Source organism: Cellulophaga lytica DSM 7489 (assembly GCF_000190595.1).
GTDB classification, from domain to species: Bacteria; Bacteroidota; Bacteroidia; order Flavobacteriales; family Flavobacteriaceae; genus Cellulophaga; species Cellulophaga lytica.
This window is the reverse complement of the sequence record NC_015167.1, coordinates 2,200,588-2,222,298: the sequence shown is the minus strand read 5'-3', so window position 1 is coordinate 2,222,298 and position 21,711 is coordinate 2,200,588. Positions and strand designations below refer to the sequence as shown.

Below are 21,711 nucleotides of genomic sequence, written 5' to 3'. Positions count from 1 at the left end.
TTACTAATTTGTGAGTTATCTGCCGTGTTGTATGTAACAACGTAGTAGAATGTAGCACCTTCTTTAAATAAGAATAAAGGGTTGCTAAGGTTTCATAGGGTCTAATCCCTCCACCTTTCTTGATAACGTTTTCAGTGTATTAATGAACTAATTATGCCACAAAGTAACAGCACAACTTTTTTATAACCAAATATTGCTGGTAATTTTTAAGCCTACACGTGTTTTTTACACATATAGGCTTAAAATTGTAATATTTTTACGAAATGCTTTGTACAACTTCTTTTTTGGCTTCTTTTTTTGAACCATCAAAACCTTCTACACCACCTACGGTTGTGTATTTCATTACATAGCGTTTGCCTGGGTTTATGCGTTGGTATGCGCTTTGGCACATTACGGCTGCTTCATGAAAACCAGATAAAATTAGTTTTAGTTTTCCTTTATAGGTGTTAACATCACCAATGGCATATACACCAGGAATGTTGGTTTGGTAATCATAAGAGTTGTCTACTTTTATAGCATTTTTCTCTATTTCTAATCCCCAATCTCCTATTGGTCCTAATTTAGGCGATAGTCCAAATAACGGAATAAAATTATCTACTTCTACATAGCTTTCTCCTTTTTCCTCGTCGTTGTATTTTACAACTACAGCCTCTAAATGATCATCTCCGTATAGTTTGGTTACTTGTGCCTCTGTAAACAATTTTATTTTACCTGCTTTTGCAAGTTCTGATGCTTTTTCTACAGAATCTAAAGCACCTCTAAACTCGTTTCTACGGTGTACTAAAGATACTTCTGCTGCTACGTCTGCTAAAAATATTGCCCAGTCTAATGCAGAATCTCCACCACCAGCAATAACAACTTTTTTGTCTCTGTATACTTCTGGGTCTTTAATCATATAAGCAACACCTTTATCCTCAAAATTAAGAATGTTCTCTATTTGCGGTTTTCTAGGCTCAAAAGATCCTAAACCACCAGCAATTACAACAACTGGTGCATTGTGCTTTGTGCCTTTGTTTGTGGTTACCACAAAAGTACCATCGTCTAACTTATCTAAAGTATCTGCTCTTTCTGCTAGTGTAAAACCAGGCTCAAAAGATTTTATTTGCTCCATTAGATTGGTAACCAAATCACCTGCTAAAATTTCTGGAAAAGCAGGAATATCATAAATTGGTTTTTTAGGATATATCTCTGCACATTGTCCGCCTGGTTGTGGCAATGCATCTATTAAATGGCATTTTAGTTTTAACAAACCTGCCTCAAAAACGGTAAACAATCCTGTTGGTCCTGCGCCAATAATTAATATATCTGTCTTAATCATAATTTTAATTTTGTACTTACTAATGAGTATCTACTCTCATTTAAATGTTTTAATTATTATCTTTTTTATCTACTAAGGAACTTGTAATCTGGTTCATTTTATCTACTTTTTCTTCAAAATCTCCTTTTATGGTTTTTCTATAGTCGTTTAAGTTTTGAACCATTTTATTAATATCTTCAGGTATTACGTCTTCAAAAAACTGGCGCAAACGTTTTGCTGTTGTTGGCGACTTACCGTTGGTAGAAATACCAATTTTTACATTGCCTTTGGTTACAATTCCGCCCATATAAAAATCGCAATACGGAGGATTATCTGCTACGTTTACCAATTTAAATTGCGCTCTACAATCTTTATACACTTGCACATTAACCTCTACATTATCTGTAGTTGCAACTACCATATGTTTGGCATCTAAATAACTAATATTGTAGACATCTGTAATAGTAGTAACATTAAATTTATTTGCCAGTTGTAACGTTTTTTCTGCATACCAAGGAGACACCATTGTTACCACAGCATCTGGACTAGACTTAGTTAAAAAGCGTAGTTTTTCTTCTGCCACATTACCACCACCTACTATTAGTACGTGTAGTTGAGACGTTTTTAAAAAAACTGGATATAAATTGTTACGTTCCATTACTTTATTTTTAGTGTTACTGTTTTGTTTACCTTATCAAAAATAACCAAATAACTGTACCACTTAATTTACTACTACTTCTTTTGTTTTTATCTGTTGTTGTACTTTATGTAATTGCGCTCTATGCTTTACAACTTCTCCAATTACAATAATTGCAGGATTAGACAACTCATTTTCTTGTACTACTTTTTCTATGGTTGATATGGTACCAACGCCAACTTTTTCATTAACGGTAGTTCCGTTTTGAATAATTGCCACAGGTGTTTCTGCTTTACCTTGTTGCTGAAATAACTGTACAATTTCTGATAATTTACCCATACCCATTAAAATTACTACTGTTGCGCTAGACTTTGCTGCCAAGTGCACATCTGTAGATAATTTATGATTTTTAGTTGTACCTGTTATTACCCAAAAACTCTCTGAAGCTCCCCTTTTTGTAACCGGTATATTTTGAAAAGCTGGTACTGCTATTGAAGAAGAAATCCCCGGAACCATAGCTACTGTTACACCGTGACTAGCGGCATATTCCATTTCTTCTGAGCCACGACCAAAAATAAATGGGTCGCCCCCTTTTAAGCGCACTACATTACCGTGACTTTTTGCTCTGCTTACAATAAGCTCGTTAATTTGTTCTTGTTGGTACGCGTAACACCCTTTTCTTTTACCTACAAAAATATGCTCTGCATTTGCTGCATAGGTTAGCAATTCTTTATTTACCAAAGCATCAAACAAAACAACATCTGCATTTTGCAATGCTTTAATAGCTTTTAGCGTAATAAGTTCTGCATCTCCTGGGCCTGCACCAACTACTGTAAGTAGTCCGTTTGTGTTTTGTTTGTTTGCCATAATTTTAAGCTTCTGCTAATTCTTTTTCTCTAAACTTTTGTACAACTTCTAAAAACACTTTAGAATCTCTAAGGTATGCTTCTGCAAATTCTTGCGTTGGTTTGTTGCTTTTTATTTGCAACGCCAACTCCTCAAAAGAAGTTTTTAATTCTATTAAGCCGTTTGACACAAAATGAGTATCAAAATCTTTAATAATGCTAATATGGGTATTTGTTTTTGTGTTCTGTGCTGTAAGCAATGCTTTAGCAGAGTTTACCATTGCAGAATACGAATGAAAAATACTAGCAGACCATTTTTTATCTTCCAATGCAGCAGCAGCGTTTTCAATTTTTTCTTCGCTCTCAAACAATAAAGTTGCAATTAAATCTATAACAACACCAGCACACTCGCCTACACCAATAGCTTTTTCATAGCGTTCTGTATTTCCCCAGTCTATAAAATCTTCTGGAGTTAAATTATCTATAGCTGTAAGGTGTTTTAGAAAGTCATAAAAATAATGCTCTCCTTTTTCTTTGTAATACTCAGTAAATGATTGTCCGTTTGCATTAGCGTCAAAATCGTTTAAAATTAAACGCAATGCCTCTGGACCTCTTTTACTTGGTACTTTTACAACTTTATCTGCAAAAACACCATTACCATCACCTAAATTACCACCACCTAACAATACTTGTAAAGCAGGTGCTACCAACTTATCTTTTGTACGTACAGACATCCCTTGAAAACCTATGTTTGCCATATTGTGCTGACCACAGGCATTCATACATCCACTAATTTTTATAACAACATCTTTATTGTTTATGTATTGTGGATATTCTTCTGTAATTACTCTTTCTAACTCTGCTGCAATACCAGTACTACTAGCAATACCTAAATTACAAGTATCTGTACCAGGACAAGCAGTTATATCTGATGCTTTGTTATAACCAGCCTCTACAAAACCAAGTTTTTCTAGCTCTGTATAAAAGAAAGGAACCAATTCTTCTTTTACATAAGGTATTAGGATGTTTTGACGCAATGACAAACGAAATTCTCCGGCTGCATACGCATCTACTAAATCTGCTAATTGACGAGCTTCTTCAATATAAAAATCTCCTAACTTTACTTTTATACCAATAGCTACATAGCCCTGTTGTTTTTGAGGCACAAGGTTTGTCCTTTTCCATTGCTCAAAAGCTTCTGTATTTTTAATTGCTACTTCTGGTACTTTAGCATTTGCTACTTTTACCTTTGGATACGCATCTACATCTACAGGAAAAGAATCTTGTGGAATTGCATTTTGTTCTTCTTCTAGCAATGCTCTAAAACCATCTAAACCAATATCCTTAAGCAAAAATTTCATTCTGGCTTTTGCTCTACTTTTACGTTCTCCGTACCTGTCAAAAACACGAATAACACCATCCATTAACGGAATAATTTTATCGGCCTCTAAAAAAGTATACAACTCTTCTGCGTGGCGTGGCTGCGAGCCTAAACCACCTGCTAAAAGAACTTTAAAACCTCTAACTCCGTTTTCTATTTTTGCAATAAAACCAAGATCATGCATATAAGAAAGTCCTGTATCTGCATCACTAGAAGAAAAAGAAACCTTAAATTTTCTTCCCATTTCTTGACTAATCGGGTTTCTTAAAAAATACTGAAACATTGCGTGTGCGTACGGAGATACATCAAATGGCTCATCTACATCTATACCAGCGGTTTCACTAGCTGTTATGTTACGTACTGCATTACCACAAGCTTCTCTAATAGTAATATCATCCTTTGCCAATTGCGCCCAAAGTTCTGGTGTACGCTCTATATCTACGTAATGTATTTGTATGTCTTGACGCGTAGTAATGTGCAAGCGTCCTGTAGAGTATTCTTCAGATACATCACAAATACGCTTAAGCTGTGTAGATGTTACTTTACCATATGGCAACTTAATACGAATCATTTGTACGCCTGGCTGACGCTGACCATAAATACCACGAGCCAAACGCAAGCTTCTAAACTTTTCCTCGTCTAACTTACCGTCATTAAACTGTTTAATTTTAGCTTCTAAATCTATAATATCTTTAGCTACTACTGGGTTTTCTATTTCTGTTCTAAAACTTTGCATTTGCTTATGATTATGGCTTTTATAATTACTATTGTCCTATGGATTTAATAGGATTTTAAATAAAAAAGTGCCTGTAAAAACACTTCTTTGTATGGACTTTTAGCTTAACTTATAAATCCTGCACCAGCCGTTGTATTGGTTTGGGCATCAATTAAAATAAAAGCTCCGTTAGATTTATTGTCGTTATAACTATCAAAATAAATAGGCTTACTAAGTTTAATACTAACTTCTCCTATTTCATTTAAAGATAATTTATTATTGTTTTCTTGTTCTCCCGTATAATCTGTTGCTATAACACTATTTATACTATCAATTTTAGATAGCACACGGTTTGTATTATGTTGCACAATATACTTAGTTCCTGGTACTAGGTTTTTACTATCCATCCAACAAACTGTAGCAGTAACTTGTTTTTCAATTTTTGGAAGTTCATCTGTTTTAACAAGCATATCTCCCCTAGTAATGTTAATATCATCTTCTAAGGTAATATTAACAGAACTTCCTGCTGGTGCCTCTGCATATGTTTTATCAAAAAAGAATATCTCTTTTATTTTAGACTGAGTTAAAGAAGGTAAAACAGTTACGGCATCACCAACTTTTAAGCTACCTCCAGAAATTTTTCCAGCATACCCTCTAAAATCGTGAAACTCATCTGTTTTTGGTCTAATTACTGTTTGTACAGGAAAACGAACCTTACCAGCATCATATAAATCTTGTGCTTCTAACTCCTCTAAATGACCTAAAATTGTATCGCCATTATACCAAGACATTGCATCTGTTTTGTCTACAATATTGTCACCTTTTAAGGCACTAACCGGAATATAACTAACTATTTGTTCTGCATAAGTACTTTTTGCATTTAAAGCTTCAAAGTCTTTTTTAATATTATTAAATACCTCTTCAGAATAGTCTACCAAATCCATTTTATTAACAGCAACTATTACGTTTTTAACACGCAATAAATTGTTGATAAAAAAATGACGGTATGTTTGTTCTATAACACCTTTTCTAGCATCTATTAAAATAATAGCTACTTGAGAAGTTGATGCACCCGTAACCATATTTCTGGTATACTCTACGTGACCAGGTGTATCTGCAATAATGTAACTTTTAGTTGGTGTTGAAAAATAGATATGAGCCACATCTATAGTAATACCTTGTTCACGTTCTGCAACTAAACCATCTGTAGCTAATGAAAAATCTAGGTAATCATACCCACGTTGTTCACTACTTTTTTTAATGGCTTCTAGTTTATCTTCAGTTAGTGATTTTGTATCGTAAAGTAACCTACCAATTAAGGTACTTTTACCATCATCTACACTACCTGCTGTTGCTATTTTTAGTACGTTCATTTTATGTGTATTAAGTATAAAGTTGCAAGTACAAAGACTTTGCTACTCTTACTTTTATGTTTTAAACTTCTTTTTTAACTTATATACTTTAGACTAAGTAGTCTGTACTTTTTAAAAGTACCCTTGTTGTTTTCTTTTTTCCATTGCAGCTTCAGAACGTTTATCATCTATACGTGCACCACGTTCAGATATTTTAGAATCTCTAATTTCCTCTACTACTTTATCTATAGAATCTGCTTTAGATAACACTGCTGCTGTACAAGACATATCACCAACAGTTCTAAACCTCACCCAACGTTCTTCTACAACCTCATCTTCTGCTCTAAAAACAACATCATCTTCTGCAGACCAGATTAAGCCATCTCTTAAAAAGATATTTCTTTTGTGTGCAAAATAGATTGATGGAATTTCAATTTGTTCTTTCTGAATATAGCTCCACACATCTAACTCTGTCCAGTTGCTAATAGGAAAAACACGTACATTTTGACCTATTTCTATAGTACCGTTTAACATATCAAACAATTCTGGTCGCTGATTCTTTTCATCCCATTGTCCAAAATCATCACGAACTGAAAAAATACGTTCTTTAGCTCTTGCTTTTTCTTCATCTCTACGAGCACCACCAATACAGGCATCAAACTTAAACTCTTCTATAGCATCTAATAAGGTTGTAGTTTGCAGCATATTTCTACTTGCATACTTACCAGTTTCTTCTACTACTTTACCTTGGTCTATAGAATCTTGTACATTTCTTACAATAAGCTCCACACCCAATTCTTTAACCAATTTATCTCTAAACTCTATAGTCTCAGGGAAATTATGACCTGTATCTATATGCATTAAAGGAAAAGGTATTTTAGCCGGCCAAAATGCTTTTTGTGCCAAACGTACTAGAGTAATACTATCTTTTCCGCCAGAAAACAACAAAACAGGTTTTTCAAACTGCGCTACTACTTCTCTAAAAATGTAAATAGCTTCGTTCTCCAAAGCATTACCCAATCCTTCTAAAGAGGCATTGGTTGTTGTTTGTGATTTTGTATCTTTTATCAATGTTTCCAAAATATTGGTGTTTTGTTTTATATCTTTTTTAATCCTCTTTATTCTAAGTGTGCAAACCACACTCTCTATTTTCTAATACCTTAGTAGGATCAAAATATTTATGTTCGTTTGGTAAATTACGTTCTGCTAAATATGCATCTAACTGCACATCTGACCAGTGGTAAAACGGACTTACTTTTAAAATTCCGTCTTTGCTTAAGCTTAAAATTCCTAGTGAATCTCTAAGTGCCGTTTGGCCTTTTCTTAAGTTAGTAAACCATACATCTGGCTTGTGTTCTGCCATAGCTCTTTTAAAAGGCTCTAACTTAACTTGCTCTGTAAACTCTTTATGTTTTGGATCTTCTATAGATGGTATTCCCATTACAGCATCTCTGTGTGCACTTGTTTGTAAAGGCACATATAGTTTTACGTTTAAATCTAGTGTAGAAATTAACTCTTCTGCATGTTTATATGTATTTGGTGTATTATAACCAGTGTCACACCAAATAACAGGAATATCCTTTTTAATTGCTGTTACTGCATTTAATATAGCAACCTCATAAGGTCTAAAATTGGTGGTTATTACAGCATTTTTTGCATATTCTACAGCCCAAGAAATTATTTCTTCTGGCGGAATACCTCTAAACTGAGCATTTAAATTTTTTATGATATCTTCTGTAAAACTCATCTTTACTATACTTATATGTTATTTACCCCACTTAATTGAATTCCAAACACGTTCGTGAAAAAAATACAATACCATTTTTGTAACTAATTCTATTAAACCTATAGAGAATGCTAATTTTAAAGTTCCTGTAACAAACCAAGAAATTAAAACAGTGTCTATTGTACCCACTACTCTCCAGCTAATAGACTTTACTATGCTCCTTTTAGGACTCTCTGACTGTTTGTCTGACTTGTAACTTCCTTTAGAAGTTTCTTTATTTAAAATCAATTGATCAGCAATCATTTACTTAATTTTTAATACCCTATTTAATTAGTAGGAATTACAAATGTAAAACTTTTAATGATAGTAACTGTTAAAAAACGCATAAATCCTATGGTTTTAGTAGATTAATAAAAAATAAGAAGTTTTTTTGATGAATATGAAGTATCTGTAACAGAACACAATAGAATAATTGCCCTGTTATACAGTTAAAAACAAAAAAAGAATATAGACTTTTAAATAAGGTTACTAAGAGTGGTGTTTTTATAGATTTCTAAAGCACTGTCTCTTACTTTTAGCATTAGCTTGTGAACAGAACAAGTACCCTCATCTGGGCAGTCGTCACACTTTTCATAAAAATTTAAACTTACACAAGGTACCATTGCAATAGGCCCTTCTAACACTCTAATAACATCTGTCATTAAAATTTCTGATGGCTCTTTAATTAAGTAATAACCACCACCTTTGCCTTTTTTAGAAGACAAAACTCCTGTTCTACGAAGCATTAATAAAATACTCTCTAAAAATTTTTGAGATATGTTATTTTGTTGCGCAATTTCTCCAATAGGAACCGGATTCCTATCTTCTTTTTGAGCTAAATAAGTTAAGGCCTTAAGCCCGTATTTGGTTTTTTTGGATAGCATAGTACAAAGATAGGCAAAATTGGGATTTAAAAAAGTGCTGATTTTAAGCTAACTATTTTTAAATTAAACCCTTATTATAAAAGCCTAAATATATACTTTATTACTACAACTTACCCCAATGCTTGCTTTATATCTGCAATAATATCATCTATATGTTCTAAACCTACAGAAACTCTAACCGTACCATCTGTAATACCCACAGCTACTCTATCTTCTGCTGCAAGTTTGCTATGCGTTGTAGATGCAGGGTGAGTTACAATACTTCTAGAATCACCTAGGTTTGCAGAAAGCGATAACAACTTAATTGCATTAAAAAATTCTTGGCCTGCTTGCAAACCTCCTTTTACTTCAAAAGCAACAATACAACCACCTGCTTTCATTTGTTTTTTAGCTACTTTGTATTGTGGGTGCGACTTTAAAAAAGGGTATTTTACCCAGTTTACTTTTGGGTGTGCCTCTAGATATTCGGCTAACTTCAATGCATTTTCAGAATGCCTGTCTACTCTTATCGCTAACGTTTCTAAGCTTTTAGACAATACCCACGCGTTAAAAGGAGACAATGCAGGCCCTGATATTCTAGAAAAACGATAAACCTTATCTATTAAATCTGCACTTCCAACCGTTATACCTGCTAAAACACGACCTTGACCATCTATTAATTTTGTCCCAGAATGTATCACCAAATCTGCACCAAACTTTATAGGTTGTTGTAAATAGGGCGATGCAAAACAGTTATCAATAATTAAAATAAGATTGTGTTTTTTTGCAATAACACCTAGTACTTCTAAATCTAAAATATCTACAGCCGGATTAGTAGGTGACTCGGCATATAAAATTTTAGTTTTTGGAGTGATTAAAGCCTCAATACCTTCTAAATTATGAGCGTCAAAATAACTTGTGGTCACGTTCCATTTGGGGAAAAAGTTAACAAATAAACTATGTGTAGAGCCAAATATACTTTTAGATGATATAATATGATCTCCGCTCTCTACTAACGCAGCAAAAGTTGAAAACACAGCAGCCATACCAGAAGCAAAAGCAAAGCCAGCCTCGGCTCCTTCCATTTTGCATATTTTTTCTATAAATTCTGACGTATTAGGATTAGAATATCTAGAGTAGATATTTCTATCTTTTTCCTCTGCAAAAGATGCACGCATATCTTCTGCATCCTCAAAAACGTAACTAGATGTTAAGTATAAAGGTGCCGAATGCTCTAAAAACTGAGAGCGCTCTATTTGTGTACGTATTGCGTTAGTTTCAAATTTATTATCCATAGTATTTCTTTTATTCTTGACTATCTGCTATTAGCCATTATCGCTATATTCTTTTTTCTTTACTCTATTCTCTATGTCCTATTTTCTTACCCCTTCTCTCTTATCTCCAGTTTCTATACAAAGTCTATCCTTTCTCGGCTATTCTTAAAATATCTCCAAAAACACCTCTTGCGGTTACGGCGGCTCCTGCTCCTGCACCTTGTATTACTAATGGATTTTCACCATAAGACTCGGTATAAATTTCGATAATAGAATCTGATCCTTTTACTTGTCCTAATGCACTTTCTTTAGGAACAGACACTAATTTTACATCTAAAATTCCTTTTTCTTCTTGAAGATTACCGTGCAAATCACCAACATAACGCAGAACGTGATTTGGTTTTTGGTCTGCCTTAATTTTAGAAAATGCCGTATCTAAAGCATCAGACTGACTTAAAAATTCTGTTTTGCTTCCTTCTCTTAATGCTTCCGGAATTAAATTTTGAATATTAATATCTGCAAATTCATTACTTAAATCTAACTCACGTGCTAAAATCAATAATTTTCTACCAACATCATTACCACATAAATCTTCACGCGGGTCTGGCTCAGTATATCCATTTTCCATAGCCTCTTTTAAAACTGTAGAAAAAGGTACATCTGCTTCAGAATACGTATTAAAAATATAGCTTAAGGATCCGGAGAACACCCCTTTAATTCTAGTAATATTTTCACCCGACAAGTGCAATAACTTAATAGTATCTATTAAAGGTAAACCTGCACCAACATTAGTCTCATACAAATATTGCTTCTGGTTTTTAGCTAATATGTCTCTAAGGTTTTTATAATAATCAAAACCTAAAGTATTTGCTATTTTGTTAGACGATACTAGATCAAATCCATTTTCTACCAAATCAACATAATTAGCCACAAAATCCTCATTTGCAGTATTATCTATAGCTATTAAATTTTCTAAATGATGTTTTTCTGCATACTCAAAAATATCTGTAAGCTCATAGGATTTTCCTTTTTCATTTAACGTAGTAGGCCAATCTTTTCCAATTCCTTTTTTACTTAGTAGTACTTTTTTAGAGTTAGCAACGGCAAAAACATTAAGGTTAATTCCTTTACGTTCTTCTATGGCTTTAGCAGATTTTAATAACTGTTCTATTAATGTACCACCAACAGTACCGTGACCAAAAATAGCTATGTTTACTTTTTTAGCAACACCAAATATTTGTCCGTGCATTACATTTAAAGCCTTGTGCAAACTAGCTTTTTTAACCACTAAACTCACGTTTTTACCAGACACCGTATTATTAAACAATAATGGTACAATTTGGTTTTTTATTAATGCATTGTATGGTTTATGAAACGTACTTAAATCCTGACCAACAATAGATATTACAGAAACATCTTTTTGCACTGTAATTAGATTGATGTCTTTAGAATAAAAATCTGATGCAAACTCGCGCTCTAAAACCTGTTTTGCCTTATCTGCACTTACAGCATCTACCACCAAACCAATACCACGTTCTGATGAACCTTGGGAAATAATACTAACACTAATTTTTTCATCGCCAAGTGATTTAAATATTCGTGCATCTATACCAGCCTTACCTAACAAACCACGGCCTTCTAAGTTTACAAGAGCAACATTTTCTATCACAGAAAGTGATTTTATACCCTCTTTGGTTGTTTTTGCGCTAATTAATGTTCCCTCATTATCACCATTAAATGTATTTAAAATACGTAACGGAATATTTTTTTCTAATAAAGGAATTATGGTTTTTGCGTGTAAAATAGTTGCTCCAAAATTTGCCAGTTCATTAGCCTCTGAATAGCTTAATTGTTCTATACGTTTTGCATCAGAAACATAATCTGGATTAGCGGTAAAAATACCATCTACGTGTGTATAACTCTGTAACTCTACAGCATTTAAAAAGTTGGCAAATAAAGAGGCAGAATAGTTACTACCGTTTCTGCCTAAAGTTGTTGTTTTACCATCTTCTGTAGACCCAATAAAACCTGTAATAACAGGTACAACATTACTAGCTAAACTAGAAATTAATTTTTGTGTTTTAGCTTTAGACACCTCCTCTAACACGTTTGCATTTCCAAAATTGGCATCAGTTTTTACTATTTTTCTAGAATCTATAAACTCAGCTTTTACACCTTCTTTAGCAAGTGCTTTTACAACATATTGTGCAGAAAGCAACTCTCCGTATGCCAAAACTTGATCTTTAATTTTTAAGCTATAATCACCCAACAAGGCAACACCTTCTAAAATTTGCAAAATTTCTGTGTATACCTCAGAAAAATTTAACGCTAAACTATTTTGCTGATATGCTTTAAACTCATTAAAAGCTAGAGTATACTCTTCTCCCCTTGCTGCTAAATCCAACAATTGTTCTAATACATTTGTAGATTCTCCGCGAGCAGAAACCACAACCGCTATATTTTCAGAATTAGCAACTTTAGAAGCTATTTTAGTAACTACGTTAGATACACCTTCTCCGTTAGCTAAAGACTTACCTCCAAACTTAATTACCTTAAGTTCTTCTCGTTTTTTATGATCATTAAAAATACCATTTAGCAATTGCTCTAACTGATCAAACTCTATTAAAAACGCATCATGACCATGTAGTGAGTGTATTTCACCATAGGTAACATTACTATTAGCTTGTGCCAGTTGTTTAAAGGTATCTTTATTTTCTTTGGCTGTAAAAAACAAATCAGAATCTACACCTACAATATGTATAGATGTGTTGCTATTTTGCAGGTTAATAAAAGCCTCATTACCATCTCTAGTAATATCTATGGTTTTTAACAACTGGTTCATTAACTTATATGCAGATAATTGAAAACGCTCTTGCAATTTTTTACCGTGGTGGGTTAGCCAACTTTCCACATTAAATAACTGTTGTTCTTCATTTGTGCTTCGGTTAAAACGAGCCTTAAAAGATTCTGGTGTACGGTAGCATAACATTGCGTGCATACGGGCATCATGTACAGGTTGCTTAGAGTTTACCAAAAACTGTTCTTGAATTTGACAGTTTGCAATAAGCCAGTCTGTAGATTTCCAATCTGATGCAACCGGAATTAAATGCTGAGTTAACTTTGGATTTAGTGCAGCCATCTCCCAGGCAATACCACCTCCTAAAGAACCTCCTATTATTGCAAAAAGCGAATTGATATTTAGTTCTTTTAATCCTAATAAAAACAAATGAGCAATATCTTTAGCTACAAAATCTTTATAGTTTTCTATAATAAAGCCATCAAAACCATTACCAGGAATATTAAAAGACAATACCGTGTATTTTGTGGTGTCTATACATTTACCTTCTCCTATTAGTGTAGACCACCAGCCATCTTCACCAGAAACATTAGAGTTACCTGTTAAAGCGTGATTTACAAGTACAATTGGCGCGGTGTGCAATTCTGCTCCAAATACCTGATATGACAAGTCTATATCTTGTGTGCTACCACTTAGCGTTGTATATTTTTTTAGTTTGATATGATGCAACATAGTAAGCTGTTTTAACCTAAATAATTATTAGGTTATTTGTAATTTATTTTGAGAACGTAAGTTTATTAAGCTGTAACTGTAGATATAGCTTTAAAAGCCTCTTCTAAGTCTAACTTTAAATCTTCTATATCCTCTAAACCAACAGATAAACGAATTAAATCTTGACCAACACCTGCAGCCTCTTGCTGCTCTGCTGTTAATTGTTGATGCGTTGTACTTGCTGGGTGAATTATTAAAGATTTTGTATCTCCTATGTTTGCTAAAAGAGAGAATATTTTAGTGGCATCTGTTAGTTTTTTAGCAGCTTCAAAGCCACCTTTTACACCAAATGTAACTAAGCCACTTTGACCTTTTGGTAAGTACTCCTTAGCTAAGTCATAGTATTTATTGCTTTTTAACCCTGGATAGTTTACCCAAGCAACCTCATCTCTACCCTCTAACCAAGTAGCCAATTCTAATGCGTTTGCACTATGTTGTTTTATACGCACTGGTAAAGTTTCTAAACCTTGTATAATTTGGAATGCATTAAACGGACTTAAAGCTCCTCCGAAATCTCTTAAACCTTCTAAAATTAATTTATACGTAAATGCAGCATTACCAAGAGCCTCACTATACACCAAACCGTGGTACCCGGCAGATGGTTCTGTAAACTCTGGGAACTTTCCATTTGTCCAGTCAAAAGTACCTGCGTCTACAATTGCACCTCCTAAAGAAGTTCCTTGTCCGCCTATGTATTTTGTTAGCGAGTGTATTACCAAGTTTGCACCGTGCTCTATTGGGTTTAATAATGCTGGTGATGCTACTGTATTATCTACAATAAATGGCACTTGTGCTGCTTTTGCTTCTTTAGAAATTGCTTTTAAGTCTAAAACATCTAGCTTAGGATTTCCTAATGACTCTACAAAAAATGCTCTTGTATTTTCTTTCACTGCTTTACCAAAACTCTCTGGATTAGATGCATCTACAAAAGTAGTTGTAATACCTAATCTTGGTAAGGTTACATTTAACAAATTAAATGTACCACCGTACAAACTGCTAGATGCTACAATGTGGTCTCCTGCTCTTAAAAGCGTTAATAAACCTGTAGAAATTGCTGCTGTACCAGATGCAAATACTACTGCTCCTACACCACCCTCTGCTGCTGCTAGTCTGTCTTGTAATATTTGATTTGTTGGATTGTTTAAACGCGTGTAAATAAATCCTAATTCTGATAAAGAAAATAAGTTTGCTGCGTGGTCTGTATCTTTAAAAACATAAGACGACGTTTGATAAATAGGCACTGCTCTTGTACCTGCTGTTTCTGATGGAGTGTGACCTGCGTGTAATGCGTTTGTTGCTAATTTTTGAGTACTCATAATTTTGTTTTTTATAGTTTAAATTGAAAAAATAAAAAAGCCAAAACCGCGTCTTGCCGACTTTGCAAGATGGTTTAAAATTAAATGAGTTAAAAAGAAATTGGAAATTTACCTTTTTTGAAATAAAAAAGCTTGTTTCGTTATCTGCCTATAGTACCGATGTACTTGGTAGAATTTAGCACCTTCTTTGTATGAACAAAGGGTTGCTAAGGCTTCATTGGGTCTAATCCCTCCGCCTTTCTTGATAACTATTCAATAAGTGTTTTGAACTTTGAGCTACAAATATATGTTCAGAAAAATTTAATATCCTAATCTTTTTTGAAAAAATATTGATTTTAACCTTTTTAACAAGCTTAAATAACAGAAACACAATAATTGTTTGTTTTTGTAACGATTTTTTAAATTAAAACTTTATTTGTGTTAGGGATTGTAGTGAAAATCCTTTTTTATTTTTCTTAAAAAAGATTGCAACAAAAAGCCCGACCCTTGTGGTAACACCCAAATAAATAGCAAAATATTAAACACAAAAAAAGTGCTTTACCGTTACAGCAAAGCACTTATATATTATTAAAAACTTATTTTAAAGGTTAAAAGCGGTTTTTACTGCGCTTACCATATCTAGTTTTTCCCAAGTAAAAAGTTCTACTTCTTTCTCTACCTTACCATTGTATGGAGACTCAAAAACTTTTGTGATTGTTTTTGGTTCTTTCCCCATATGACCATAAGCTGCGGTTTCTAAATAAATAGGGTTTCTTAGCTTTAAACGGTCTTCTATGGCAAACGGGCGCATATCAAAAATTTGCGCTACTATTTTGGCAATTTCTCCGTCTGTTAAATTTACTTTTGCAGTACCGTATGTGTCTACATAAATAGAAGTTGGCTCTACCACACCAATGGCGTAACTTACTTGTACCAAAATCTCATCTGCAATACCTGCTGCTACTAAATTTTTAGCTGCGTGCCTTGCTGCATATGCTGCACTACGGTCTACTTTACTTGGATCTTTACCACTAAATGCACCACCACCATGGGCACCTTTACCACCGTAGGTATCTACTATAATTTTACGTCCTGTAAGACCTGTGTCTCCGTGTGGACCACCAATTACAAATTTACCTGTTGGGTTAATGTGGTACTGTATTTTGCTTGTAAATAATGCTTGTACCTTCTCTGGAAATTGCGCTATTACTTTAGGCATTAAAATAGAGATAATATCTGATTTTATTTGCGCTAACATTTTTTCATCGTTAGCATCAAAATCGTCATGCTGTGTAGACACAACAATAGTATCTATACGCTGTGGCACATTATCATCTGAATATTCTATAGTTACTTGCGCCTTAGCATCTGGGCGTAAATAAGAGATTTGTTTACCCTCTCTACGCAATGCGGCAAGTTCTTGTAATATTTTATGCGAAATATCTAATGCCAGTGGCATATAGTTTTCTGTTTCTTTGCTAGCGTAACCAAACATCATACCTTGGTCCCCTGCTCCTTGCTCTTCTTTAGAGCCACGGTCTACACCTTGGTTAATGTCTTGTGACTGCTCATGAATTAATGAGATAACACCACAAGAATCTCCACTAAACTGGTAAGCTCCTTTTGTGTAACCAATGTTATTAATTACCTCACGTGCTATGTTTTGCAAGTCTACATAGGTATTGCTTTTTACCTCACCTGCAAGTACTACTTGCCCAGTTGTAACTAGGGTTTCACAAGCTACTTTACTTTCTGGATCAAAAGCTAAAAAATTGTCTAATAATGCATCACTAATTTGATCTGCAATTTTATCTGGATGTCCTTCACTTACAGATTCTGATGTGAATAAATATGCCATAATATTGTGCTTCTATTGTTAGTAGAGGAATGGTAAGTTAGATTGCAAAAAAACAGGAAAAGGCGTCAAAAAAAATTAACTAAATCTGTTTTAGCATTTTTTGTAGTACTGAGAATCAGTATACGAGGTTGCAATCAGTCAAATCCTTCCTCTTAAATTAGATTGCAAAAGTATAAAATTAGATTGGTTCTAAAATAGTTTTAACGAAAAAATAAGAGGCTACAGTTACAAATTAATTTGCAATCCATAGCCTCTATATAAACAAACAATGCTGTATTACAGGTTGTACCTTACTTTTAAGGTTACATATCTAGGTTGTATAAAATACTCACTTGTGCTAACAAACAAAGTATTATCACTATCCTGATTTAAAGATTCTGTATTAAATAAGTTAGTTACTCCTAAAATATACTCCCATTTGCTATCCTTTTTTTGATAACCTAAGGTAGCATCCATAAAAGAATATGTATTTAAACTTTCTATCTCGTTTTTGTAATTGTAATAAGAGTAGTCTGCATTAAAAATAAAATCTCTTAAAAAAGTAGCATCTAGTTTTACGCTTGGCTGATGTGTATAATATTTTATACTAGAGCCATTTGGCTGCTCATAATTGTTCACCGCTAGGTTGTATCCAAACTCTATATTTGGCGCATTTAAAAAACGTGTTCCTAAGCTACCTCTGTAAGTAGTTGTAAAAGACTCGTTAATTGCCTGTTCATTATCTACTATTTGGTTAAACTTAGAATAATTCATAGTTGCTCCTAAACCAGCTTTTATTTTACCAAAAGTACGCTCAAAAGATCCGTTTGCAGAAAAGGTCTCGTCTGCAAAGTTAGAGTTAAATGGAGACGATATTCTGTTAGATGTTTGTATAAACTCTTCATCTGATGTTGCAGGATAATCTGGATTAGGGTAATTTAAGAAGTCTGAGATGTTACGTACTTGGTCTACCCTTTTGTTATATGATAATGATGCTCTAATATTGCTAAAATTAAACATATTAAAATTGTTATAACGCAATGTTAAGTTATGAGACAATGCACTTTCTAAATCTCTGTTACCCTGAAAAAGAGAATTGTAATTGTTCATTACAAAAGAAGATGCAAACTGGTTAACATCAGAAAAACTTGTCATCATTCTGTAATTAAAGTTAATATCTTCACTCTTTTTAATTTGTAATCTTGTATTAAAACTTGGTAATAAACGTACAAAATCATCTGTAACAGTAGATCCTAATTGTTCATTTTTTGTAGTGTAATTGTGTACAGATACACCTGGTGTAAAGGTAAATGCACCTGCTTTTACTCTATACTCAAAGGCCATATAAATATCACTAAAGTTATACTTAACATCGTTCTCTACAGAGCTCACTGCATCATCTAAGCTATATTTTGCTCCACTATCTAGTATCTGAAAAATTTCTGAATTAAATTTTTGTGTACTTAATAGAGAGCCAAGTGTAAACTTTACATTACTCTTATCTCCTGTAATATACCAGTAATCTATTTTTGCATCTAGCTTATTGGTTTTTACCATTTTGTCTTGCACAACATCATAACCATCTTGGGCTTGGTCCATACCTAAAACCTCATCTAACCTGAATTGATCACTCTGTGCTAAAGCAGCATTATAAAAAGGATCTTCTTCTTGAATTAAATACTGTGCCTCTACTGCAAAAATATTTTTAGCATTTAATGTGTAATAGTAATTAGCGTTTTGATTAATGCTGTAAGGATCTTGCTTTTGAACCTCATCTATATTACCCGTTAAATTAGAGAATAAATCTTGTACTTCTTTTTGACTAGATATTCTTCCAAAAATATCATAATCAAAATGGTTATCTGCATTAGGTTTGTAACTAGAACTTAATTTAATAAGAGCCAAATCACTCCTTTGGTTTGTAACACTCTCTGTAAGTTCATCTGGAGATGGTTGGCTACCGTCTGCATTAGCCTTATATTGTCTAAATGTGTTTTGTTGCATATCTGTAACATTACCAGAATAAATTGCAAAACCACTTAAATCCCACATTTTTTTTGGTGAATAACTAAAGTTAGCTGCACCAAACTTAGAACTAATTTCTTGAGCTCTATTGTTTTGTAATGTTAAAAAACCCATGTCACTAGAACCTACATTAAAGCTTGTACCAGTGTTAGCACTACCGCCATTACCAAAACCACCCGTAAATCTAAAATAGTCTCTACGTGTAAATGGCACCTCGCCAATATTGTTAAAATTGGTAATTAAGTTTATACTATAATTAGGGTTGTAATAAAATAATTTAGGGTGCGCAATATAACGTTCCTCATTACCAACGCCTGCTGTAATTTCTCCAAACCAAAAATTCTTTTTACCTTCTTTTAGTTTTATGTTAATTGCGTAATTGTCTTGATTATCTGTTACACCTTTTAATTGTCCAACCTCATTATAGTTTTTTAAAACCTGAATTTTATCTAATGCATTTGCAGGTATATTTTTAGATGCCAATTTACTATCGCCATCAAAAAAGTCTTTACCTTCTACCATTACTTTACCTACAGACTGCCCTTCTACTTCAATTTCCCCATCATCATTAACCTCTACACCTGGTAAATTTTTAAGAACATCTTCAAGCTTTTTTTCTGTACCAGTAGCAAAAGAATCTGCGTTATACTCTATAGTATCACCTTTTACGTTTACAGGCATCTCATACGTAATTTCTACACCGTCTAAACTTTCTGCTTCATCTAACAATGTAAAATCTCTTTTTACATCTACCTCCTTAGTTTCTAAAACAATTTCTCTTGTTTTAAATCCCAAGTAACTTACTTTAATGTTGTACTTAGAGTTTTCATTTACATTCATTTTGTAAATACCTTTTTCATTGGTAATTCCAAAACCATCTAACGCTTTAGTTTCTGCATTAATAGCTACTACATTAGCCATCTCTAAAGGGTTATTAAGGCTATCCTTAACAACACCAGTAATTGTTATTTTTTGTGCCTGTACAGCTCCAGTTATAGTAATACATACCATAACCATAAAAAACTTTATGAATTTGCTCATTATAAATTTGTATTATTTTTTGATAAAAATTAACGACCTCTTCCTCCTCTATTACCTCCTCTACGAAAGTTCTCCATCATTTCCTGACGCTTTTTTATCATAAGCTCATCAAAGTCTTTTTGATTAATATCTTTTCCTTTGGTTGGTGCTTTTACCTCTACAACATCATCTGCGTTCATAACAATTTTACTACAAACCAAAGTAGATCCTTCTTGTTCTACCTCTAAAATTAAACCAGGTAATCCCCAGTATTCTGCAGGACCTTGACTAATAGGAATATCTAATGTATACCAAGCCACAACTGTTTTTTCTGTAGGTATTTCACGTTCAGGCTGTTCTCCTTGTCTACCACGTCTAAACATTCTGGTCATAGAACCTACACCTGTAGTATCTATTGGAGTTGTAAGTGTTGCCTTATAAACTGTATAGTTTCCTATTTTTTTAGTTTCTGAGCCCATTTTCCACTCAGGTTTTTTTAGCTCATCCTTAATTAAAAAGTTTTTACTATACATTTCTACTTGGTTGGTATAGTTTTGCTCTTTAATATTTTTGTAATATTTACCAGTAGAACCACTACCCATAAAACGCATCCAACCTGGTCCGCTACCTCCAGGAGCCTCTAATTTTTCATCTTCTACGTAGTAAGACTCGGTTCTGTTAAACGTTAAAATATATGTTTTTTCCATAGCGCTTTTCATACGCTCCATAATTTCTTTTTTACGAGCCTCTGGCATATCTCTACCTCCAAAATCTGGAGCTTTAGTAAGCTTTGTTTCATAAATGGCTTTACCTTGAAATTCTTGAGCCGTTGCAGTAAACACTGTACTTATTAATGTTATTGCTATTAAAAAAATATTTCTCATTTTATCTGTGGTTTATATCCTTGTGGGATAGTTAGCTTTCAACTACTTAGACTGTTAACTTTTAATTTAGTTTAATTGCTAACCACCTTTTTTTTGAAAAAATCATTTTACACATACGTATATGACTTATTTTATCGTTGTAACTTTGCATAAATACAATGGTTTGCTACTGTTTTTAAAAAGTTTTGAGTTTATTACTGTAAACATTTTTAGATACTAGTCTTATCTTGTATATTGTGCGACCCCTATATCGGTCTAATAAAAAAATTAAAACACATACAGAATATGCATATTGCAGTAGCAGGAAACATAGGTGCAGGGAAAACAACTTTAACTAGATTACTAGCCAAGCATTTTAATTGGCAACCAAATTTTGAAGATGTAGTAGACAATCCTTACTTAGATGATTTTTACAACCAAATGGAGCGTTGGAGTTTTAATTTGCAGATATACTTTTTAAATAGCAGATTTAGACAAATTTTACAAATTAGAGAAAGCGGTAAAGATATAATACAGGACAGAACAATTTATGAAGATGCCTTTATTTTTGCTCCTAACTTACACGCAATGGGCTTATTAACAAACAGAGATTTTGAAAACTACACAAGTCTTTTTGAGTTAATGGAAAGCTTAGTACAACCACCAGATTTGCTTATTTATTTAAGAAGTTCTATTCCTAATTTGGTAAACCAAATACATAAAAGAGGAAGAGAATATGAAAACACCATTTCTATTGACTATTTAAGCAGGTTAAATGAACGCTATGAAGCTTGGATACACGGTTATGACAAAGGAAACTTATTAATTATTGACGTAGATAATTTAAACTTTGTTGATGATCCTGAAGATTTAGGATTTGTTATTAATAAAATAGATGCCGAAATAAACGGATTATTTCAGCCTTAAAAAATAAAAACCACACTAAATAGTGTGGTTTTTTTTATTGACTTAAT

16 protein-coding genes and 2 riboswitches are annotated in these 21,711 nt (G+C 33.3%); of the genes, 1 reads left to right on the top strand and 15 read right to left on the bottom strand.

What is annotated here, in order from left to right; genetic code table 11:
* Positions 1 to 12 precede the first annotated feature (12 nt).
* A riboswitch (SAM riboswitch) is annotated at positions 13 to 129 on the bottom strand.
* A gap of 127 nt (positions 130 to 256) precedes the next feature.
* From CELLY_RS09925 to CELLY_RS09855, 15 genes are all read right to left on the bottom strand, one after another.
* The gene (locus CELLY_RS09925) at positions 257 to 1,318 is read right to left on the bottom strand and encodes an NAD(P)/FAD-dependent oxidoreductase (protein ID WP_013621542.1); all 1,062 of its coding nucleotides are present in this window, start codon (positions 1,316 to 1,318) and stop codon (positions 257 to 259) included.
* A gap of 49 nt (positions 1,319 to 1,367) precedes the next feature.
* A complete protein-coding gene (locus CELLY_RS09920; protein ID WP_013621541.1) occupies positions 1,368 to 1,955 on the bottom strand; it encodes a precorrin-2 dehydrogenase/sirohydrochlorin ferrochelatase family protein in 588 nt (195 codons plus the stop codon).
* 63 nt (positions 1,956 to 2,018) lie between these two features.
* A complete protein-coding gene (gene cobA / locus CELLY_RS09915; RefSeq protein WP_013621540.1) occupies positions 2,019 to 2,801 on the bottom strand; it encodes a uroporphyrinogen-III C-methyltransferase in 783 nt (260 codons plus the stop codon).
* Between the two features lie 4 nt (positions 2,802 to 2,805).
* Entirely contained in the window at positions 2,806 to 4,896 is a 2,091-nt protein-coding gene (locus tag CELLY_RS09910) for a HEPN domain-containing protein (RefSeq protein ID WP_013621539.1), read from the bottom strand.
* A 104-nt stretch (positions 4,897 to 5,000) separates the two neighbouring features.
* Positions 5,001 to 6,248, bottom strand: a complete 1,248-nt coding sequence (locus CELLY_RS09905) for a sulfate adenylyltransferase subunit 1 (RefSeq protein WP_013621538.1) — start codon at positions 6,246 to 6,248, stop codon at positions 5,001 to 5,003.
* A 111-nt stretch (positions 6,249 to 6,359) separates the two neighbouring features.
* The gene (gene cysD / locus CELLY_RS09900) at positions 6,360 to 7,298 is read right to left on the bottom strand and encodes a sulfate adenylyltransferase subunit CysD (protein WP_370511832.1); all 939 of its coding nucleotides are present in this window, start codon (positions 7,296 to 7,298) and stop codon (positions 6,360 to 6,362) included.
* Between the two features lie 52 nt (positions 7,299 to 7,350).
* Positions 7,351 to 7,974: a phosphoadenosine phosphosulfate reductase domain-containing protein gene (locus CELLY_RS09895; protein ID WP_013621536.1), complete on the bottom strand. Its 624-nt coding sequence runs from the start codon at positions 7,972 to 7,974 to the stop codon at positions 7,351 to 7,353.
* A gap of 18 nt (positions 7,975 to 7,992) precedes the next feature.
* Complete coding sequence (locus CELLY_RS09890; RefSeq protein WP_013621535.1) at positions 7,993 to 8,256, bottom strand: DUF2061 domain-containing protein; 264 nt, start codon at positions 8,254 to 8,256, stop codon at positions 7,993 to 7,995.
* 212 nt (positions 8,257 to 8,468) lie between these two features.
* Positions 8,469 to 8,876 carry an RrF2 family transcriptional regulator gene (locus CELLY_RS09885; protein ID WP_013621534.1) on the bottom strand — a complete coding sequence of 136 codons (408 nt, stop codon included), beginning with the start codon at positions 8,874 to 8,876 and terminating at the stop codon, positions 8,469 to 8,471.
* Positions 8,877 to 8,986: 110 nt separating this feature from the next.
* On the bottom strand, positions 8,987 to 10,150 hold the full coding sequence (locus CELLY_RS09880) for a trans-sulfuration enzyme family protein (protein ID WP_013621533.1): 1,164 nt from the start codon (positions 10,148 to 10,150) through the stop codon (positions 8,987 to 8,989).
* A gap of 124 nt (positions 10,151 to 10,274) precedes the next feature.
* The gene (thrA, locus tag CELLY_RS09875) at positions 10,275 to 13,658 is read right to left on the bottom strand and encodes a bifunctional aspartate kinase/homoserine dehydrogenase I (RefSeq protein WP_013621532.1); all 3,384 of its coding nucleotides are present in this window, start codon (positions 13,656 to 13,658) and stop codon (positions 10,275 to 10,277) included.
* 65 nt (positions 13,659 to 13,723) lie between these two features.
* The gene (locus tag CELLY_RS09870; RefSeq protein WP_013621531.1) at positions 13,724 to 15,013 is read right to left on the bottom strand and encodes an O-acetylhomoserine aminocarboxypropyltransferase/cysteine synthase family protein; all 1,290 of its coding nucleotides are present in this window, start codon (positions 15,011 to 15,013) and stop codon (positions 13,724 to 13,726) included.
* Positions 15,014 to 15,150: 137 nt separating this feature from the next.
* A riboswitch (SAM riboswitch) is annotated at positions 15,151 to 15,264 on the bottom strand.
* A 329-nt stretch (positions 15,265 to 15,593) separates the two neighbouring features.
* Positions 15,594 to 16,850 carry a methionine adenosyltransferase gene (gene metK / locus CELLY_RS09865; RefSeq protein WP_013621530.1) on the bottom strand — a complete coding sequence of 419 codons (1,257 nt, stop codon included), beginning with the start codon at positions 16,848 to 16,850 and terminating at the stop codon, positions 15,594 to 15,596.
* Between the two features lie 276 nt (positions 16,851 to 17,126).
* A complete protein-coding gene (locus CELLY_RS09860) occupies positions 17,127 to 19,895 on the bottom strand; it encodes a carboxypeptidase-like regulatory domain-containing protein (protein ID WP_013621529.1) in 2,769 nt (922 codons plus the stop codon).
* 29 nt (positions 19,896 to 19,924) lie between these two features.
* Positions 19,925 to 20,758 carry a GLPGLI family protein gene (locus CELLY_RS09855; RefSeq protein WP_013621528.1) on the bottom strand — a complete coding sequence of 278 codons (834 nt, stop codon included), beginning with the start codon at positions 20,756 to 20,758 and terminating at the stop codon, positions 19,925 to 19,927.
* A gap of 285 nt (positions 20,759 to 21,043) precedes the next feature.
* Between CELLY_RS09855 and CELLY_RS09850 the strand changes: the two genes are divergently transcribed.
* Positions 21,044 to 21,664, top strand: a complete 621-nt coding sequence (locus tag CELLY_RS09850) for a deoxynucleoside kinase (protein ID WP_013621527.1) — start codon at positions 21,044 to 21,046, stop codon at positions 21,662 to 21,664.
* Positions 21,665 to 21,711 lie beyond the last annotated feature (47 nt).

Bases quoted from the DNA above. Each gene is read 5' to 3' on its own strand.
- cobA (WP_013621540.1), bottom strand. From the start codon at position 2,801: ATGGCAAACAAACAAAACACAAACGGACTACTTACAGTAGTTGGTGCA.
- CELLY_RS09910 (WP_013621539.1), bottom strand. From the start codon at position 4,896: ATGCAAAGTTTTAGAACAGAAATAGAAAACCCAGTAGTAGCTAAAGAT.
- CELLY_RS09925 (WP_013621542.1), bottom strand. From the start codon at position 1,318: ATGATTAAGACAGATATATTAATTATTGGCGCAGGACCAACAGGATTG.
- CELLY_RS09905 (WP_013621538.1), bottom strand. From the start codon at position 6,248: ATGAACGTACTAAAAATAGCAACAGCAGGTAGTGTAGATGATGGTAAA.
- CELLY_RS09860 (WP_013621529.1), bottom strand. From the start codon at position 19,895: ATGAGCAAATTCATAAAGTTTTTTATGGTTATGGTATGTATTACTATA.
- thrA (WP_013621532.1), bottom strand. From the start codon at position 13,658: ATGTTGCATCATATCAAACTAAAAAAATATACAACGCTAAGTGGTAGC.
- CELLY_RS09890 (WP_013621535.1), bottom strand. From the start codon at position 8,256: ATGATTGCTGATCAATTGATTTTAAATAAAGAAACTTCTAAAGGAAGT.
- CELLY_RS09920 (WP_013621541.1), bottom strand. From the start codon at position 1,955: ATGGAACGTAACAATTTATATCCAGTTTTTTTAAAAACGTCTCAACTA.
- metK (WP_013621530.1), bottom strand. From the start codon at position 16,850: ATGGCATATTTATTCACATCAGAATCTGTAAGTGAAGGACATCCAGAT.
- CELLY_RS09880 (WP_013621533.1), bottom strand. From the start codon at position 10,150: ATGGATAATAAATTTGAAACTAACGCAATACGTACACAAATAGAGCGC.
- CELLY_RS09870 (WP_013621531.1), bottom strand. From the start codon at position 15,013: ATGAGTACTCAAAAATTAGCAACAAACGCATTACACGCAGGTCACACT.
- CELLY_RS09855 (WP_013621528.1), bottom strand. From the start codon at position 20,758: ATGAGAAATATTTTTTTAATAGCAATAACATTAATAAGTACAGTGTTT.
- CELLY_RS09895 (WP_013621536.1), bottom strand. From the start codon at position 7,974: ATGAGTTTTACAGAAGATATCATAAAAAATTTAAATGCTCAGTTTAGA.
- CELLY_RS09850 (WP_013621527.1), top strand. From the start codon at position 21,044: ATGCATATTGCAGTAGCAGGAAACATAGGTGCAGGGAAAACAACTTTA.
- CELLY_RS09885 (WP_013621534.1), bottom strand. From the start codon at position 8,876: ATGCTATCCAAAAAAACCAAATACGGGCTTAAGGCCTTAACTTATTTA.